This is a genomic window from Rhodoplanes tepidamans (assembly GCF_030813915.1).
GTDB classification, from domain to species: Bacteria; Pseudomonadota; Alphaproteobacteria; order Rhizobiales; family Xanthobacteraceae; genus Rhodoplanes; species Rhodoplanes tepidamans.
Window position 1 is genome coordinate 15,030 of record NZ_JAUSUJ010000043.1, and the last position, 16,549, is coordinate 31,578.

Consider the following 16,549-nt stretch of genomic DNA (forward strand, 5'->3'; position numbering starts at 1 on the left):
GACACCGCGCCGTCGCCGTACTATGATTCTGAACCGCGCCGAACGCACGGCCTTTGATCTGGATCGGTATGGAAGCCGTGAACGACGACGACCCGCTGGCCGAGGTGCTGGCGTTCCTCGGCAGCCCGGCGACCCACGGGGGGGCCGCGCCGGTGCGCATCGACACCCACGCCGCGGCCGTGTTCCTGGCCGGCGACCGGGCGCTCAAGGTCAAGCGGGCGGTGAGATTTCCGTTCCTCGACTTCTCCACCCCGGAACGGCGGAAGGCCGCCTGCGCGGCCGAGCTGGTCGCCAACCGGCCGTTCGCGCCGCAGCTCTATCGCGGCGTCGTCGCGATCACGCGGGGGGCGGGTGGCCGGCTGGCGCTCGGCGGCGACGGCCCGCCGGTCGAATGGGCGGTCGAGATGCGGCGCTTCGACGAGACCCGCACGCTCGACCGGCTCGCCGACGCCGGCGCGATCGACATGGCGCTCGCCGATGCGCTCGGGCACGTGGTCGCCGCGGCCCATGCGCGGGCCCCGGTGGTCGCTGCGGCCCCGTGGATCGCGGCGCTCGGCGACTACGTCGGCCAGAACGCCGCGGCCTTCGCACAGCGCCCGGACCTGTTCGACGCGGGTGCGGCGGCCGGGCTGACGGACCGGTCCCGCGCCGCCCTCGCCCGGCTGCAGCCGCTGCTCGCGGCGCGCGGCCGGGCCGGACTCGTGCGCCGCGGCCACGGCGACCTGCATCTCGGCAACATCGCCCTGATCGACGGACGGCCGGTGCCGTTCGACGCGCTGGAGTTCGACGAGACGGTGGCGTCCGGCGACGTGCTCTACGATCTCGCCTTCCTGCTGATGGACCTGTGGGAGCGGGATCTGCCCTGGGCCGCCAACCGGGTGCTCGACCGCTGGCTCGCCGAGACGGGCCGCCGGGAGGACCTCGACGCGCTGGCGGCGCTGCCGCTGTTTCTGTCGCTGCGCGCCGCGATCCGGGCCAAGGTGACGGCGGCGAAGCCGGCGGCGGGCGACGCCGCTGTCGCCCGCGACACGGCGGCCGCAAAATACTTCCGGTTCGCCTGCGTCCTGATCGACCCGCCGCCGCCCGTGCTGGTCGCCGTCGGCGGGCTCTCCGGCACCGGCAAGTCGCAGGCGGCCCGCACGCTGGCGCCCGACCTGCTGCCGGTTCCCGGCGCCGTGGTGCTGCGCACCGACGTGCTGCGCAAGGCGCTCTCCGGCGTCGGCGAGCACGACCGGCTGCCGGCCGCCGCCTACACGGCCGAGGCGACGGCGCGCGTCTACGCCACGCTGGTCGAGCAGGCGGCACGGGTCCTGCGGGCCGGTCACAGCGTCGTCGCCGATGCGGTGTTCGCCCGGCCGCACGAGCGGGCGGCGGTCGAGGCGGCCGCCGGCGCGGCGGGCGTCCGCTTCACCGGCCTGTTCCTCGTCGCCGATCTCACCACCCGCGAGAGGCGGGTGAGCGGCCGCACGGCGGATGCCTCCGACGCCGATGCCGCGGTCGCCCGGCACCAGGAGACCTACGATGTCGGCCGGCTCGACTGGGCGAGAATCGACGCCTCGGGCTCTCCCGCCGGGACGATGGCGGCCCTGCGTGCCGCGCTGGCCTCGCCGCGCCCGTGACACCCCACCGTCCGACGGCTTTGCTATAGTCGTCATCCCCGTCACGAGACGACACTGGAAATGACCCTCGACACCCGCCGCGTCGGCATCGCCCTCGCGGGCTTCTGCTCCTTCCTCAATCTCTACGCGCCCCAGGCCCTGCTGCCCGCGCTCGCCCACGACTTCGGCGTCACGGCCGCCGAGATCAGCGCCGTGATGACGGCCGGCACCCTGTCGATCGCCATCTCGGCGCCGTTCACCGGCGTCGTCACCGACATGCTCGGCCGCAAGCGTGTCATCGTGGTCGCCATGCTGCTGGTCGCGCTGCCGACCCTGATGGTGGCGCTCGCCGGAAGCGTGCACGAGATCGTCGTCTGGCGCTTCGTCCAGGGGCTGGCGCTGCCGCCCGTGTTCGCCACCGCGCTCGCCTATGTGGGCGACGAGTTCCCGCCCGCCGAGGTGCCGGGCGTCGCCGGCATCTACATGATGGGCTCGAGCCTCGGCGGCTTCTCGGGCCGGCTGATCCCGGGCGTGCTCACCGACCTGATCGGCTGGCGGCCGGCGATCGGCTCGCTGGCGGTGCTCTCGGTCCTGTGCGCGATCGGCTTCGGCCTGGCGCTCGACAAGGAGCGGCACTTCGTGCGCTCGGAGGGGCTGGTCGCCTCGCTGCGGCAGATGCTGCGCCACCTCGTCGATCCGCGGCTCATTCCGCTCTACGCCGTCGGCTTCGGGGTGCTGTTCAACTTCATCGCGGTGTTCACCTACGTGAACTTCCACCTCGCCGCGCCGCCCTACAGCTTCTCGGCCTCGATGCTCGGGCTGATCTTCCTCACCTATCTGGTCGGCTCGGCGACCGTGCCGTCGATCGGCCGGGCGGTCGTCGCATTCGGGCGGAAGCGTTTCGTGCTCGGCCTGCTGGTCCTGTGGGCGATCGGCGCGCTCCTGCTGCTGACGCCGGCCGTGTGGAGCATCCTGCTCGGTCTCACCCTGTGCGCCACCTGCGGGATGATGTGCCAGGGCGTCTCGACCAGCGCCGTCACGACCACGGCCAAGGAGGGGCGCTCCTCGGCGGTCGGGCTCTACATGACGGTGTTCTATGTCGGCGGCAGCGCCGGCGCCTCGCTGCCCGGCTTCGCCTGGGCGTTCGGCGGCTGGCCCGCCACGGTCGCCATGGTGCTCACCGCCATCGCCGCGATGGCGACCGTGGTGATGCTGTTCTGGCGCGACCCGAAGGCGGCGTAGCCGTTTCGGAGGACGGACACGCGCGGTCATGGTCCGCTCGTCCCCGCGAAGGCGGGGATCCAGGGCGGCACGACATGTGGCCCTGGCGTCCCGCTTGCGCGGGAATGAGCGGAAGGTGGATCGAACCCGGAGAGACGGTCCCGCGCGGACTCAGTTCCGGCCGCTCGTCACCGGCGGCTTGTCGAGGCCCATGGGCGAGTAGGTGAACACCTCGACCCCCGTCTCGGTGACGCCCACCGTGTGCTCGAACTGGGCGGAGAGCGAACGGTCGCGCGTCACCGCGGTCCAGCCGTCGGACAGCACCTTCACGTGCGGGCGGCCGAGATTGATCATCGGCTCCACCGTGAACAGCATGCCGGGCCGCAGCACGATGCCCTCGCCGCGCCGGCCGGCATGCACGATGTTGGGCTCGTCGTGGAACAGGCGGCCCAGGCCGTGGCCGCAGAAGTCGCGCACCACGCTCATGTTCTGCGGCTCGACGAAGGATTCGATGGCGGCCCCGATGTCGCCCGTGGTGGCGCCCGGCTTGATCACCGCGATGCCGCGGTTCATCGACTCGAAGGTCACGTCGATCAGCCGCTCGGCGCGGCGCGGAATCTCGCCGACCCCGTACATGCGGCTCGAGTCGCCGTGCCAGCCGTCGAGGATCAGGGTGACGTCGATGTTGACGATGTCGCCCTCGCGCAACGGCTTCTCGTTGGGAATGCCGTGGCACACCACGTGGTTGATCGACGTGCAGGTCGACTTGTTGTAGCCGCGGTACATCAGCGTCGCCGGATAGGCGCCGTGGTCCATGGCGAACTCGAAGACCAGCTGGTTGATGCGCTCGGTGGGAACCCCGGGCTTCACCTCGGGCACCAGCATGTCGAGGCAGCGGGCGACGAGTTGCCCCGCCTTGCGCATGCCGGCGAACGCCTCCGGGCCGTGAATCTTGATTTGTCCGTTCTTGCGCAGCGGTGCGGCCGCCGCATCGATATACGTCATGAAAGGTCGCGCCTCGTCGATGCCGTCCCGAATGTAGGCGTTTGCCGCCTCGAATCAATCATCGCGACGGCGGGGCCGCCGTGTCGGGCCGCCCGGCCCGCACGATCAGCCGCGCCATCCGATCGATCAGCGCCGCATCCTCGTCGATCCGCTCGGTGAGGAGGTGCACCCAGTGGAAGCCGATATAGAGCTGCAGGAGGCTCTCGGCGTCGGCCGCCGCGATCTCGCCGCGCCCGGCGGCCCGGGTGAACACGCATCCGAGGTCGGCCAGACGCAGCGGCAGGAACTTTTCGCGCAGGGCCGTCATCGCCTGCTCGCTCGCCTGCGCCTCGGCGAGCAGGGCCCGGAACGCCGCGCCGGACGGCGTCTCGCGCCAGAACCGCCACAGCGCGGCCGTGTAGCCGGCGAGATCGGCGGCGAGGCTGCCGGTGTCCGGCACCGCGATCGCGGCCGCCTTGTCGGCCGCGTAGACGGCGATGAACAGGTCCGCCTTGGACGGCCACCAGCGGTAGATGGTCGGCTTGCCGGCGCCCGCCCGCCGCGCCACCTCGTCGATCGAGAAGCCGGCATAGCCCTTTTCGGCCAGGAGCCCGCGCGCCGCCGCGAGGATCGCGGTCTCGGCGGCCGGGTTGCGGCGGGCGCCGATCGAGGCGCGGCGCGGGGCCGTCTCCGTCGGAGCAGGGGTATCGGGCTCGTTCATCGTCGGCTCACTGACTCACCAGGGTGACGTCGGCCAGGAGGCGGGCCGCAGCCCGCCTCGGAATGGGGAGGCGAGCCGCAGGTCCGCCTCGAAACGGGGAGGCGGCTGCAGGCACGTCTGCAGGCCGGCAGGCGGGCCGCAGGCGCATCCCGCAGAAAAGCCCGCCGGCGCCCCTTGACGTAACGATACGGTCCGTATAGATCAAGCGCCAAGAAACGATACGGTTCGTTTCGTAACGATCCTCGGAGCCCGACCCATGCCGTCCCTTCCGTCCGTCCCGGTTCGCCTCGCCCATCTCCGCTTCGTCGTCGCGGCCATGGCGGGGGCCTATCTGGTCATCAACGCCATCCTGGCCCTGGTGGCGCCGCTGACTGCCGGCTGGTCCTTCCCGGCCCTCACCGCCGTGGTGGTTCCCCCGATGGTGCTGGCGATGATTCATCTGGTCATCCCGCTCGCCCGGCGCGTCGGCTGACCGTCTTGGCCGCGGCGGCCGCCGCCGGGGCCGCCGCCGGCTGCGGCGGGGCGACCGGCACCGCCGCAGCCACCGCGATGCCGTCGACCGAGACGCGGCAGCGGTGAGCGATCGACTCGACGCCCGCCGCCCGGGCCCGGTCGAAGCCGAGGCCGTAGGCCGGGTCGATGTCGCGGGCGATGTCGAACGTCTCCGCCGAGCCGATCTGGATCAGGAACAGCATCACGGCCCGCTCGCCGGCCACCACCCGGGCGGCGAGCTCGTCGAGATGGCGGGCGCCGCGGGCCGTCACGGCGTCCGGGAACTCGGCGAGGCCCGGCCGCCGCATCAGCGTGACGCTCTTGATCTCGACCCAGCAGGGCGGCCTCCGCGGGTCCTCCAGCAGCAGGTCGCAGCGCGAGGCGGCGCCGTATCGCACCTCGCGGCGCAGCCCGGCATAGCCGGCGAGCGCCGGGATCTCCCCGGCCGCGATCGCCGCCGCGACGAGCCCGTTCGGATGCGCCGTGTTGACCCCGACGAGCTCCGGCCCGGCGCCGACGTCGACCTCCACCAGCTCCCACGAATGCGCGAGCTTGCGGGCCGGATTGTCCGAGCGCGACAGCCACACCCGGGCGCCCGGTGCGGCGAGTCCCAGCATGCTGCCCGGATTGGCGACATGCGCCGTCACCACGGCGCCGTCCGGCAGGGCGACGTCGGCGAGAAAGCGCTTGTAGCGACGCACCAGGGTCGCGGGGATCAGCGGGGCGGGAAAGCGCATGGCGACGATGTAGCGCGCGCCAGCCCGCGCGTCAGTCCGGAATCCGCCCGCCGAGGTCGTCCTCGACATGGATGCGGACGATCTCGTCGAACGAGGACTCGGCGACGAAGCCCAGCGCGCGGGCGCGCGCCGCGTCGAAGCGGTGCGGCCAGCCGGCGACGATCGTCTCGACCAGCGGGTCGGGCGCGCGCCGGATCCGCGCCACCGCGGCGTCGCCGGCGACGCGGCGCAGGGCCTCGATCTGCTCGCCGACCGTGCAGCACACGCCCGGCATGGTGATGTTGATGCGCGGTCCCAGCGCCTCGCGCGACAGGCCGGCGGCGTGGATCAGGAAGCCCACCGTGGCGCGCGGGCTCGCATGGGTGTGCAGCACCGCCTCGGAGACCGGCAGGGTGGTCTCACGGCCGGCCAGCGGCTCGCGGATGATCGCCGAGAAGAAGCCCGAGGCGGCCTTGTTGGGCGGGCCGGGCCGCACGCAGACGGCCGGCAGGCGTAGGCCGACGCCGTCGAGGAAGCCGCGCCGGCTATAGTCGGCCAGCATCAGCTCGCACATCGCCTTCTGGGTGCCGTAGGAGGTCAGCGGGGTGAGATGGAAGTCGTCGTCGATCGTCTCCGGGAAGGGGGCCCCGAACACCGCGCAGGACGACGTGAACACGACCTTCGGCCGATAGGCCTCGCCGACGCAGCGGATCGCGTCGAGGAGGGCGCGGGTGCCGTCGAGATTGGCCCGGTAGCCCTTTTCGAGATCCATCTCGGCCTCGGCCGAGACCACGCCGGCGACGTGGAAGATCAGCTCGGGCCGGGTGGAGACCAGGCTCGCCGCCACGCCGGGCGCGGCGAGGTCGGTCGTCACCCGCCGCACCGAGCCGGAGAACCCCGACGGCACCGGCGGCTCGACGATGTCGGTGAGGGTCAGCATCGTGATGGCGGTGCCGCCGAGAGCCCCGTCGCGGGCGAGCCGGTCGGCGAGCTTGCGGCCGATCATCCCGGCCGCCCCTGTCACGAGCACATGCATGCGGAGGTCCCTGGTGCGGGCGGAGTACCCGACGCGATCCTAGCAGGACGTGATCCTAGCAGGGTGCGGCCGAAACGGGAGCGGTGCGACGCCATGCACGCATCGGTGCGTGGGTAACTCCTCCCGGGTCATGGCGAAGCGTCGCGGGTTCTGAGATGATTCGCCCGGGAGGTGCGGACCGAGATGGAGGCCCGCGTGCCGTCGCCGATTACGATGCCGATGTCGATCGAGACCGCCTCCGCCGAACCGGCCGCTGCGGGCGTGCCCGGCGAGCTGGCGCCGACCGGGCGCCTGCGGGTCGCGGTCGCGGTGGGGCCGACCGCCTCGGCCGTCTACGCCATTCGCGACTATCCGGGCGGGCCGCTGCGCGGCGTGACCGTCACGCTGGCCGAGGCGCTCGCCGCCGCGACGGGGCTGCCGCTCGACCTCGTGGCCTTCCGCAGCTCCGGGGAGATCCAGGCGGCGGCGGCGAGCGGCCTGTGGGACGTCAGCTTCCTGCCGGCCGACGACGAGCGCCGCCGGCTGGTCGACTTCGGCGCCGCCTACCACATCCTGCAGAGCACCTACCTGGTGCCGGCGGGCTCGCACATCCACCGCGTCGCCGATGCCGACGCCGCAGGCGTCCGCATCACCGGGGTGCGCGATTCGGCGTCGCTGCGCGCCTCGCAGCGCGCGGCGCCGCGCGCCACCCATCTCGCGGTGGAGACGCCCGAGGACGTGGTCGCGATGATGCACGGCGGCAATGCCGACGCCATCGCCATGGGCCGCGAGGCGCTGGCCGGCCTGGCGCCGCAGATCGAGGGCTCGCAGATCCTCGCCGAAGTCTTCCTCACCACCTGCACGGCGGTCGCGGTGCCGAAGGGGCGCCCGCGGGCGCTCGCCTGCGTGGCCGGCTTCGTCGAGGACGCGAAGGCCTGCGGGCTGGTGCGCCGCGCCTTCGACCGGCTCGGCCTCGCCGACGTGATGGTGGCGCCGCCCGGCCGGGTGCCGTGACGGCGGCCGGCCGGGTCGGCCCGGCCGACCGTCAGAGCGCCAGCAGGCCGGCCGTGCCGTCCTCGGCCCCGAATGCGAGCCGGGTGCCGGCGGCGCTCCAGGCGAGCGCCGCGACGGCGCCGCCGCCGGGCCTGCGCACGACGATCTCGGCCGAGTCCTCCAACCGCACCAGCAGCACCATGCCGCTCTCGTAGCCGACCGCCGCGACCGGCTCGCGCGGGTGGCAGGCGACCGTGACGATCAGGTCCTTGGCCGGGGCGAGCAGGCGCGGCTGCAGGCCCATCGGACCGTCCTTGCCGTGGAACGGCCACAGCACCAGCGCGTCGGCGCCGGCGGTGGCGAGCTCGCGTCCGTCGGCCGTCCACGAGGTCGACTTCACCTTGGTGGCGTAGCCGGACATCCGCATGTGCTTGCCGTCGGCGACGCGCCAGCCGTGCAGCGACGGCTCCTGCATGGTGGTGACGACGAAGCGGCCGTCGGGGCTGAAGGTCACGCCGGTGTGCGAGCCCTTCCATTCGAGCGCCTGGGGTGGCTCCTTGGCGTTCGGGAACCAGAGCGAGACGCCACCGTAGTGGGCGATCGCCAGCCGCAGGCCCTTCGGCGCGAAGGCGAGGCCGCCGGGCGTCGAGCCGGACTCGGTCGACCGGAGCTCGCCCTTGGCGGTGCGCACGACGGTCTCCTTGCCGGCCGACCAGGCGACGACGCCGTCGCGCCCCGCCGCGACATTGTCGATCCAGCGCCGCTTCGGATCGGCGGCGATCTCGGTGGTGGTGCCGTCCGGGGCGGTCGCCATCACGCGGCCGTCGTCGCCGCCGGTGATCAGGCGGGTGCCGTCGCTCGCCGCGCCGAGAAGCCCGCCCTTGTGGACCGCGACGTGGCGCTCGGTGCCGTCGTCGCCGACGAGCAGCACCGTCTCCTCGCCGAGCGCGAAGGCGGCGACCTCGCGCCCCTTCGGACCGAGGAAGCCGATCGCCACCACGGGCGCGCCGGCGTCGAAGGTGCGGGTGCGCTCGACGAGCGAGTTGGACGGGGCCGAGGTGTCGCTCATGTGAAACTCCGGGCGGCGCCCCACATTCCGCTCATGCCCGCGCAGGCGGGCATCCAGACGCCGTGCCGTGCCGCCCCTGGGTCCCCGCCTTCGCGGGGACGAGCGGATCGACGCGGGGCGAGGGAGCGGCGGGCGCTCATGCGTAGCAGGTCTCGAAGCCGTCGCGGATCAGCTTTTCCGGCAGGTCGCGGCCGATGAAGACGAGGCGGCTCTCGCGCGGCTCGTCGTCGCGCCAGGCGCGCTGGTGGTCGCCGTCGAGGATCATGTGCACGCCCTGGAAGACGAACCGGTCGGGATCGTCCTTGAACGCCAGGATCCCCTTGCAGCGCAGGATCTTCTGGCCTTCCTCGGCGACCAGTCCCTGGATCCAGGGGAAGAACCTGTCGGGGTCGAGCGGCCGCGTCGCCTTGATCGACACCGACTGGATGTGCTCGTCGTGGAAGTGCTTCAGGCCGTGGCCGTGACCGCCGTGGCCATGCTCGTGACGATGATCGTGTTCGTCGTGGTGGTGATCGCCGTGATCGTGATCGCCGTGATCGTGGTGACCATGATCGTGCCCGTGGTCGTGATCATGATCGTGCGCGTCCGTCTCCAGGAAGGCCGGCTCGATGTCGAGGATGCGGTCGAGGTCGAAGGCGTTGCGGCCCAGCACCTCGGCGATCGGGATGCCGCAGCGCTCGGTGCGGTGGAGCTTGGCATAGGGATTGATGGCGCGCACATGCGCCTCGACGTCCGCGAGCTCGTCGGCCGAGACGAGGTCGGTCTTGTTGACCAGGATCACGTCGGCGAAGGCGATCTGGTTCTTCGCCTCGGGCGCGTCCTTGAGCCTGTCGCGCAGCCACTTGGCGTCCGCGACCGTGACCACGGCGTCGAGCTTGGCCGACTTGCCGACGTCGGCGTCGACGAAGAAGGTCTGCGCCACCGGGGCCGGGTCGGCGAGGCCGGTGGTCTCCACCACGATGGCGTCGAACTTGCCGCGCCGCCTCATCAGCCCCTCGATGATGCGGATCAGATCGCCCCGCACCGTGCAGCACAGGCAGCCGTTGTTCATCTCGAACACCTCCTCGTCGGCCGAGACGACGAGGTCGTTGTCGATGCCGATCTCGCCGAACTCGTTGACGATGACGGCGAACCGGAAGCCGTGCGGCTCCGACAGGATGCGATTGAGGAGAGTGGTCTTGCCCGCACCGAGATAGCCGGTGAGGACCGTTACGGGGATTTTGTCGGTCATGGGGAGCTCCGTTCGGTCCCTATATAGGGGACCGGACCGCGGAGGGGAAACCCCGGGGGGGATGACGCGGGGCGGCGCGGGGAGCCCCGATCCGTCATTCCGGGGCGCGGACCGCAGGTCCGCGAGCCCGGAATCCATAGTCCCGGTGCCGATGGTTCACGACAGGCAGGGCGTATGGGGTCCGGGCTCGGCCCCTCGGGCCGCCCCGGACCGACAGGTCACTCCACGAACTCGACCGTGGTGCCCTTCTGCACCATGGCGGCGAGCGCCATCGCGTCCCAGTTGGTCAGCCGCACGCAGCCGTGCGAGTCGGAGGTCCCGACCTCCTCGGGCACCGGCGTGCCGTGGATGCCGTAGCTCGGCGCGGTGAGGCCGATCCACACCAGCCCGAGCGGGCTGTTGGGGCCGGCCGCCACGTTGAAAGGCCGATTGGTCCGCACCTCCTTGAAGGCGAAGCGCGGGTTGTAGCGCCACACCGGCCCGCGGGCGATCCGCCGCACCATGTAGGTGCCGGAGGGCGTCGGCTTGTCGTCGCTGCCGATCGACGCCGGGAACGCGGCGACGAGCTTTCCGTCCGGGTCGAAGGCGAGCAGCCGGCGGTTCGGCTTTTCCACCGCGATGCGGACGACCTTGGCGGAGGTCTGGCGGACCACCCGGGGAACCACGATGCGGGCGCCCGGCACGTCGAACGACACGCCCGGGTTGAGCAGCACCAGGAGGCGCGGGTCGATGTGGAACCGCTCGGCCAGGAGCTCGCGCGGCCCCGTGTAGGCGAGGCGCTTCAGCCGCGCCATGTCCTCGAGCTGCTCGGGGATCTCGGGCGCGAACGGCCCCGCCGTGTCGGCCCGGGTGATTTCGTAGGTCGCCAGCACCGGCTCGTCGCTGCTGGCGGCGAGCGCCGCGAAGGTGTCGGCGTCGAGCGTGCCGCTGTCGTCGAGCTCGGCGCCGCGCTGGAACAGGGCGAGCGCCCCGCGAAAGTTGCGGCCCGGCACGCCGTCGATGGCACCCGGCGAGAAGCCGGCGCGGTCGAGCAGGATCTGGGCCTTCAGGACCGCGATCGAGAAGCCCTCCGGGGCCGCGTCGGAGAACGTCGCACCCTCGATCGCCTCGGGCGTCAGCGGGCCGGCCGGGGCCGGGGCGGCGGCCAGCAGGGCGAGGCACAGAAGGGCGGCGGGCACGGCGGCGGAGGGCAGGCGGCGCGGCAAGGGGCACTCCCGGTGGACGCCCGGCCGGCGCGCAGGGCCGGGCGGACGCAGTCGCGAGACAACGCCGCGAACCCGGATTGGTTCACGGCCGGCGGCGTGGTGCCGGAGCGTTCCGCGAGACGCAACATCCGTGCCGGTTCGCGTCCCGCCCGGGTGGGCCGGCGGGCGCGCCGTCCCGGGCCGGCGAAGCTGCGCCCGCGTGCCGCTTCCGGTGCCGCCCGGGCGTCTCTATGCTGCCTGTCATAACAAGCCGTGAACCCCGTCGAGGAAACATGCCCCATACGACTCTTTCGGAAGAGCAGCGCCTGATGCGCGCCTCCTGCCGCGCCTTCGTCGACGACGTCGTGATCCCGTTCGTCCGGCGCGAGTGGCAGCGCGAATGGGACATGCGGCCCGACGCGCGGCTGCCCCCGGCGATCCTGGAAGGGGCCGAGGCGGTCGGCATCCGCACGCTCGGCGTGCCGGAGGCGTTCGGCGGCATCGAGCTCGATCCGGCGACCGAGGTCGGCACCTTCGCGCTGATCGCAGAGGAGATCGCGCGCGGCGATTCAGGCCTCGCCGACAAACTGGTGCAGAACTGGAAGGTCGCGGTGCTTCTCCGCAACGTCGCGCCGGAGCACCTGCAGAAGAGGTGGTTCGGCCGGCTGATGGAGGATCCGCAGTTCCTGCTCGCCCACTGCCTCACCGAGCCGCGCGGTGCCTCCGACCGCTGGCTGCCCTACAACGTCCCGGAGGCGGCCATGCAGACCCGCGCGGTGCGCACCAGCCGCGGCTGGGTGATCAACGGCCGCAAGCAGTTCATCTCGAACGGTTACGACGCCGGGCTCTACGTCGTCTACGCCAACACCAATCCGGCGGTCGGCATGCTGCAGGGAACGTCGAGCTTCCTGGTGCCGCGCGACACGCCCGGCCTCACCGTCGCGCGCTGCAACGAGACGATGGGCTGCCGCTTCATGAACAACGGCGAGCTGGTGTTCGAGGACATGGTCGTGCCCGACGATCATCTCCTCGTCGAGAACGATGCGCTCGGCCGCGCCGGCATCTATTTCCGGCCCGGCAAGATCATCCAGGCGGCGAAGAATCTCGGCGTCGGCATGCGGGCCTTCGAGGTCACGGCGGACTATGTGCAGAACTACGTGCAGGGCGGCCGCATCCTGATCAAGCATCAGGCCGTGGCGCTGCGCCTCGCCGACATGGCGACGCGGCTCGAGGCGGTGCGGGCCCTGCTCGACCGCGCCGCCCGCGCCGTCGACGAGAAGGACCCGGACGCCGACGCGCTGTGCAACATGGCCAAGGTGCACGCCTCGGAGGAGGTGTTCAAGGTCGCCCAGCACGCCCTCGAGCTGCACGGCGGCAACGGCGTGATGCTCGACTTCGGCGTCGAAAAGCTGTTTCGTGACGCCTCGATCTTCTTGCACATGGACGCCACCGTCGACATCTCCAAGCTGAAGATCGTCAAGGCGCTGTTTCCCCACACGGCCGGCCGCTACGCCGGCCCGGAAGGCTGAGTATTCACGATGAGCCAGAACCGCACCCGCGTCGTCACGGTCGGCGAGGTCATGATCGAGCTGGCGCGCGGTGCGGACGGGCGATTCGCCCTGTCGTGCGGCGGCGACGTCTTCTCGACGGCCATCTACCTGGCGCGCGCCGGCGTGCCGGTGGCGCACGCCACCGCGCTCGGCGACGACGTCTATTCGGATCAGATCGTGTCGCTCGCCACCGCCGAGGGCGTCGACGGCGACCTGATCCTGCGGGTCCCCGGCCGCCTGCCGGCGCTCTATCTCGCCGACACCGGGGCGAACGCGGCGCCCGTGTTCCACTACTGGCGCGACACGGCGCCGGCCGGCAGCCTGTTCGAGCTGCCCGACTGGGGCCGCGTCGCCGAGGGCCTGCTCGGCGCGCGGCTGATCTACTTCTCCGGCATCACCCTGTCGCTCTACTCGAACGAGGGCATCGGCCGGTTCCTGGCGATCGTCGAGCTCGCCCGTCAGAACGGCGCCAGGGTGGCGTTCGACGGCAACTTCCGGCCGCGCGGCTGGACCGGCGACCTCGGCCGCACCCGGGCCGTCTACATGGAGGCGCTCAAGCGGGTCGACATCGCGCTGCCGACCTTCGACGACGAGGCGCTGCTGTGGGGCGATCCGAGCCCGGAGGCGACGATCGACCGCCTGCAGGCCTTCGGCATCGGCGAGGTGGTGGTGAAGAACGGCGCCAAGGGCGCGCTCGTCGCCTCGGCCGGGCAGCACGCCTCGCAGCAGCAGGCGCAGCAGATGCACGCCCACGTGCCGGTGCCCGAGGTGGTGGTGCCGGTCGACGCCACGGCGGCGGGCGACGGGTTCAACGCCGGCTATCTGGCGGCGCGCCTCTCCGGCCAGTCGCCGCCCGACGCCGCCGGCGTCGCGCATCGACTCGCCGCCCAGGTGATCCGCCACCGCGGCGCCATCATGCCCCGCACCGAGGGCGCGGTGCACTGAGCGAGGGGCCACTGCCGTCGCCCCGAACCCGGCGACCCCTCTCCCGCGAGGGGAGAGGGGTCGGAGGCGAAGCGATCGCGTCGCCCGCCGGCGCTCACGCCGCCTTGCGGGTCGCCAGGAACTCGCGCATGCGGTCGAGCGCCTTGACGATGTTCTCGGTCGAGTTGGCGTAGGAGAGGCGGATGTAGCCCTCGCCCAGCACGCCGAAGTCGGGGCCGCCGATCACCGCGACGCCGGCGTCGTCGAGCAGCGCGGCGGCGAGCGGCTTCGCCTTCCAGCCGGTCGCCTTGATGTTCGGGTAGGCGTAGAAGGCGCCCTTCGGGGTGGCGCAGGACACGCCGGGCAGCCGGTTGAGGCCCTCCACCACCACCTTGCGGCGGCGGTCGAACTCGGCGACCATCGCCTCCGCCTCGTCCTGCGGGCCGGTGAGCGCCGCGAGCCCGGCATACTGCGCCGCGGCGTTGACGCAGGAGTGCAGGTTGACGGCGAGCTTGCGCGCGTTGTCGTAGAGCTTTCCCGGCCAGATCGCATAGCCGAGCCGCCAGCCCGTCATGGCGTAGGTCTTGGACCAGCCGTTGAGCAGGATCAGACGGTCGCGGATCTCCGGATACGACAGCAGGCAGACGTGCTGCTCGCCGTCGTAGACCATGTGGTCGTAGATCTCGTCCGACATCACCGCGACCTTCGGCCACTTCGCCAGGCCGGCGACCAGCTTGTCGATCTCGGCCTTGGGCGTCACGCCGCCGGTCGGGTTGGCGGGCGAGTTGAGAATCAGGAGGCGCGTGCGCGGCGTGATCAGGCTCAGCGTCTCCTCGGCCGAGAAGCCGAAGCCGTTCTCCTCGCGGATCGGCACCGGGATCGGCCGCGCGCCGGTGAACTCGATCATCGAGCGGTAGATCGGGAAGCCCGGATCGGGATACAGGATGTCGATGCCGGGCTCGCCGAACATCAGGATCGACATGAACATGGTGGGCTTGCCGCCCGGCATGATCATCACCTCGGACGGCGACACGCTCACGCCGTAGCGCGTGTTCAGGTCGGCGGCGACCGCCTCGCGCAACGGCAGGATGCCGACCGCCGGCGTGTAGCCGTGGGCGCCGTCGCGCAGCGCCTTGACGGCCGCCTCGACGATGTGGCCCGGGGTGCGGAAGTCCGGCTGGCCGATGCCGAGATTGACGATGTCGCGGCCCTTCGCCGCCAGCTCGGTGGCACGGGCCAGCACCGCGAACGCGTTCTCCTCGCCGATTCGGTCGAAGCTCGCCACGGTCTCGAGCATCCTGGTCTCCTTTGACTTTGTTATGGGAACTTGGGCGTCGATGGGATACGTTGACGTCGTGAGGCGGTGCGCGGACTCATGGGCGGGACGGCAAATCGCGCGCTCCTACTAACCCCGGCCGTTCCCTTTCGGCCATCGGGGCTCTAACTTAAGGACATGGACGTATTTCTCGAAATCGCCGTTCTGCTCGTCTTGTTCGGGCTCAACGGATTCTTCGCCATGGCGGAGCTCGCCGTCGTCTCGTCGCGGCGCATCCGGCTGCAGCAGATGGCGGAGGAGGGGCGCCCCGGCGCCGCGCAGGCGCTGACGCTCGCCGACAGTCCCGGCAAGCTCCTCTCCGCCGTGCAGGTCGGCATCACGCTGATCGGGATCCTGTCGGGCGCCTTCGGCGGCGCCACGCTGGGCCAGCGCCTCGGCCCGGTGCTCGATGCGCTGCCCTATGTCGCACCCTACGGGAACCAGCTCGCCGTCGTGCTGGTGGTGGTCGCCATCACGTCGCTGTCGGTGGTTCTGGGCGAGCTGGTGCCCAAGCAGATCGCGCTCTCGGCGCCCGAGAGCATCGCGTCGCGGATGGCGGGGCCGCTGGTGATCCTGGCGAGCGTGTTCCGCCCCTTCGTGTGGATCCTCGAGCGCTCCTCGGCGGGGCTGCTGCGCCTGCTCGGCGTGCCGGAGCGCTCGTCCGCCTCGGTCACCGAGGAGGAGGTGCGCTTCGCCATCGCCGAGGGGACAGAGGCCGGCGTGATCGAGGAGGTCGAGCAGGAGATGATCCACGGCGTGCTGGCGCTCGCCGACCGCCCGATCGCCGCCGAGATGACGCCGCGGCCCGACGTGTACTGGATCGATCTGGACGATCCGCCCGAGCAGGTCGCCCGCGAGATCGCCGAATGCCCGTATTCGCGGATCGTGGTGGCGCGCGGCGGCGATCTCGGCCGCCCGCTCGGCGTGATGCAGAAGAAGGATCTGGTCGAGGATCTGCTCGCCGGCCGCGGCCTGCAGGTCGAGACGCATCTGCGCGAGCCCGTCTACGTGCCCGAGAACGTCAGCGTGCTGCGCATGCTGGAGATGTTCCGCAAGGTCCCGCTGCACGTCGCCTTCGTGGTCGACGAGTACGGCGACTTCCTCGGCGTGGTGACGCTGACCGACGTGCTCTCGGCGATCGCCGGCGACCTGCCGGAGGAGCACGAGCCGCTCGCCGAGGACATCACGCCGCGGCCCGACGGCAGCTATCTGGTGGACGGCCGGGTGCCGATCGACGAGCTCGCCCAGAAGCTCGGCTTGCCGGAGTCGGAGGGCGAGTTCCACACCGCCGCCGGCCTCGCGCTCGAGCGCCTCGCCCGCATCCCGACCGAAGGCGACACCTTCTCGATCGGCGACTGGCGCGTCGAGGTCGTCGACATGGACGGCCGCCGCGTCGACAAGCTCCTGTTCTCGCCGCCCGCCGCGGGGTGAGACGCGGCTCGAGACTGGGCAAGAATCGGCGGGTCGAGCTGATGTAAGATTCGTCTTATGACGAATCGCCCGTTCAAGACCGGCGTCAGCCGGGCGCAGCCGAGC

15 protein-coding genes are annotated in these 16,549 nt (G+C 71.8%); 7 read left to right on the forward strand and 8 right to left on the reverse strand.

The window, feature by feature from the left end; genetic code table 11:
• The first annotated feature begins 68 nt into the window (after positions 1-68).
• The gene (locus tag J2S22_RS29940) at positions 69-1,619 is read left to right on the forward strand and encodes a bifunctional aminoglycoside phosphotransferase/ATP-binding protein (RefSeq protein ID WP_272840511.1); all 1,551 of its coding nucleotides are present in this window, start codon (positions 69-71) and stop codon (positions 1,617-1,619) included.
• A gap of 60 nt (positions 1,620-1,679) precedes the next feature.
• Positions 1,680-2,840, forward strand: coding sequence for an MFS transporter (locus J2S22_RS29945; RefSeq protein ID WP_272780126.1), 1,161 nt, complete (start codon positions 1,680-1,682; stop codon positions 2,838-2,840).
• Between the two features lie 150 nt (positions 2,841-2,990).
• On the opposite strand, the gene map is transcribed toward J2S22_RS29945, so the two are convergent.
• Both map and J2S22_RS29955 read right to left on the reverse strand, forming a co-directional pair.
• Positions 2,991-3,824: a type I methionyl aminopeptidase gene (gene map / locus J2S22_RS29950; RefSeq protein WP_272780125.1), complete on the reverse strand. Its 834-nt coding sequence runs from the start codon at positions 3,822-3,824 to the stop codon at positions 2,991-2,993.
• A gap of 58 nt (positions 3,825-3,882) precedes the next feature.
• A complete protein-coding gene (locus J2S22_RS29955; RefSeq protein ID WP_272780124.1) occupies positions 3,883-4,524 on the reverse strand; it encodes a TetR/AcrR family transcriptional regulator in 642 nt (213 codons plus the stop codon).
• A gap of 256 nt (positions 4,525-4,780) precedes the next feature.
• On the opposite strand from J2S22_RS29955, the gene J2S22_RS29960 reads away from it, so the two are divergent.
• Positions 4,781-4,996, forward strand: a complete 216-nt coding sequence (locus J2S22_RS29960) for a hypothetical protein (protein ID WP_272780123.1) — start codon at positions 4,781-4,783, stop codon at positions 4,994-4,996.
• On the opposite strand, the gene sfsA is transcribed toward J2S22_RS29960, so the two are convergent.
• Positions 4,968-5,753 (reverse strand): DNA/RNA nuclease SfsA, encoded by a 786-nt coding sequence (gene sfsA / locus J2S22_RS29965; RefSeq protein WP_272780122.1) that lies wholly within the window; start codon positions 5,751-5,753, stop codon positions 4,968-4,970. The two genes, J2S22_RS29960 and sfsA, sit on opposite strands and share 29 nt — an antisense overlap.
• 31 nt (positions 5,754-5,784) lie before the next feature.
• Positions 5,785-6,768, reverse strand: a complete 984-nt coding sequence (gene denD / locus J2S22_RS29970) for a D-erythronate dehydrogenase (RefSeq protein WP_272780121.1) — start codon at positions 6,766-6,768, stop codon at positions 5,785-5,787.
• A gap of 195 nt (positions 6,769-6,963) precedes the next feature.
• On the opposite strand from denD, the gene J2S22_RS29975 reads away from it, so the two are divergent.
• Positions 6,964-7,761: a transporter substrate-binding domain-containing protein gene (locus J2S22_RS29975; protein ID WP_272780120.1), complete on the forward strand. Its 798-nt coding sequence runs from the start codon at positions 6,964-6,966 to the stop codon at positions 7,759-7,761.
• Positions 7,762-7,792: 31 nt separating this feature from the next.
• On the opposite strand, the gene J2S22_RS29980 is transcribed toward J2S22_RS29975, so the two are convergent.
• The 3 genes from J2S22_RS29980 to J2S22_RS29990 form a co-directional block, all read right to left on the reverse strand.
• Positions 7,793-8,809, reverse strand: coding sequence for a WD40 repeat domain-containing protein (locus J2S22_RS29980; RefSeq protein WP_272780119.1), 1,017 nt, complete (start codon positions 8,807-8,809; stop codon positions 7,793-7,795).
• A 136-nt stretch (positions 8,810-8,945) separates the two neighbouring features.
• Positions 8,946-10,040 carry a CobW family GTP-binding protein gene (locus J2S22_RS29985; protein WP_272780118.1) on the reverse strand — a complete coding sequence of 365 codons (1,095 nt, stop codon included), beginning with the start codon at positions 10,038-10,040 and terminating at the stop codon, positions 8,946-8,948.
• 218 nt (positions 10,041-10,258) lie between these two features.
• A complete protein-coding gene (locus tag J2S22_RS29990; RefSeq protein ID WP_272780117.1) occupies positions 10,259-11,245 on the reverse strand; it encodes a L,D-transpeptidase family protein in 987 nt (328 codons plus the stop codon).
• Positions 11,246-11,517: 272 nt separating this feature from the next.
• Between J2S22_RS29990 and J2S22_RS29995 the strand changes: the two genes are divergently transcribed.
• A complete protein-coding gene (locus tag J2S22_RS29995; RefSeq protein ID WP_272780116.1) occupies positions 11,518-12,753 on the forward strand; it encodes an acyl-CoA dehydrogenase family protein in 1,236 nt (411 codons plus the stop codon).
• 9 nt (positions 12,754-12,762) lie between these two features.
• Entirely contained in the window at positions 12,763-13,719 is a 957-nt protein-coding gene (locus tag J2S22_RS30000; protein WP_272780115.1) for a sugar kinase, read from the forward strand.
• A gap of 94 nt (positions 13,720-13,813) precedes the next feature.
• Here the strand turns inward: J2S22_RS30000 and J2S22_RS30005 are convergent, their stop codons facing one another.
• Positions 13,814-14,995, reverse strand: a complete 1,182-nt coding sequence (locus J2S22_RS30005) for a pyridoxal phosphate-dependent aminotransferase (protein ID WP_272780114.1) — start codon at positions 14,993-14,995, stop codon at positions 13,814-13,816.
• A 156-nt stretch (positions 14,996-15,151) separates the two neighbouring features.
• On the opposite strand from J2S22_RS30005, the gene J2S22_RS30010 reads away from it, so the two are divergent.
• Positions 15,152-16,444: a hemolysin family protein gene (locus J2S22_RS30010; RefSeq protein ID WP_272780113.1), complete on the forward strand. Its 1,293-nt coding sequence runs from the start codon at positions 15,152-15,154 to the stop codon at positions 16,442-16,444.
• Positions 16,445-16,549: the final 105 nt, after the last annotated feature.

What these genes read in the sequence shown, in the direction of transcription:
- J2S22_RS29940 (WP_272840511.1), top strand. Translation starts at nt 69, where the DNA reads ATGGAAGCCGTGAACGACGACGACCCGCTGGCCGAGGTGCTGGCGTTC.
- J2S22_RS29945 (WP_272780126.1), top strand. Translation starts at nt 1,680, where the DNA reads ATGACCCTCGACACCCGCCGCGTCGGCATCGCCCTCGCGGGCTTCTGC.
- map (WP_272780125.1), bottom strand. Translation starts at nt 3,824, where the DNA reads ATGACGTATATCGATGCGGCGGCCGCACCGCTGCGCAAGAACGGACAA.
- J2S22_RS29955 (WP_272780124.1), bottom strand. Translation starts at nt 4,524, where the DNA reads ATGAACGAGCCCGATACCCCTGCTCCGACGGAGACGGCCCCGCGCCGC.
- J2S22_RS29960 (WP_272780123.1), top strand. Translation starts at nt 4,781, where the DNA reads ATGCCGTCCCTTCCGTCCGTCCCGGTTCGCCTCGCCCATCTCCGCTTC.
- sfsA (WP_272780122.1), bottom strand. Translation starts at nt 5,753, where the DNA reads ATGCGCTTTCCCGCCCCGCTGATCCCCGCGACCCTGGTGCGTCGCTAC.
- denD (WP_272780121.1), bottom strand. Translation starts at nt 6,768, where the DNA reads ATGCATGTGCTCGTGACAGGGGCGGCCGGGATGATCGGCCGCAAGCTC.
- J2S22_RS29980 (WP_272780119.1), bottom strand. Translation starts at nt 8,809, where the DNA reads ATGAGCGACACCTCGGCCCCGTCCAACTCGCTCGTCGAGCGCACCCGC.
- J2S22_RS29985 (WP_272780118.1), bottom strand. Translation starts at nt 10,040, where the DNA reads ATGACCGACAAAATCCCCGTAACGGTCCTCACCGGCTATCTCGGTGCG.
- J2S22_RS29995 (WP_272780116.1), top strand. Translation starts at nt 11,518, where the DNA reads ATGCCCCATACGACTCTTTCGGAAGAGCAGCGCCTGATGCGCGCCTCC.
- J2S22_RS30000 (WP_272780115.1), top strand. Translation starts at nt 12,763, where the DNA reads ATGAGCCAGAACCGCACCCGCGTCGTCACGGTCGGCGAGGTCATGATC.
- J2S22_RS30005 (WP_272780114.1), bottom strand. Translation starts at nt 14,995, where the DNA reads ATGCTCGAGACCGTGGCGAGCTTCGACCGAATCGGCGAGGAGAACGCG.
- J2S22_RS30010 (WP_272780113.1), top strand. Translation starts at nt 15,152, where the DNA reads ATGGACGTATTTCTCGAAATCGCCGTTCTGCTCGTCTTGTTCGGGCTC.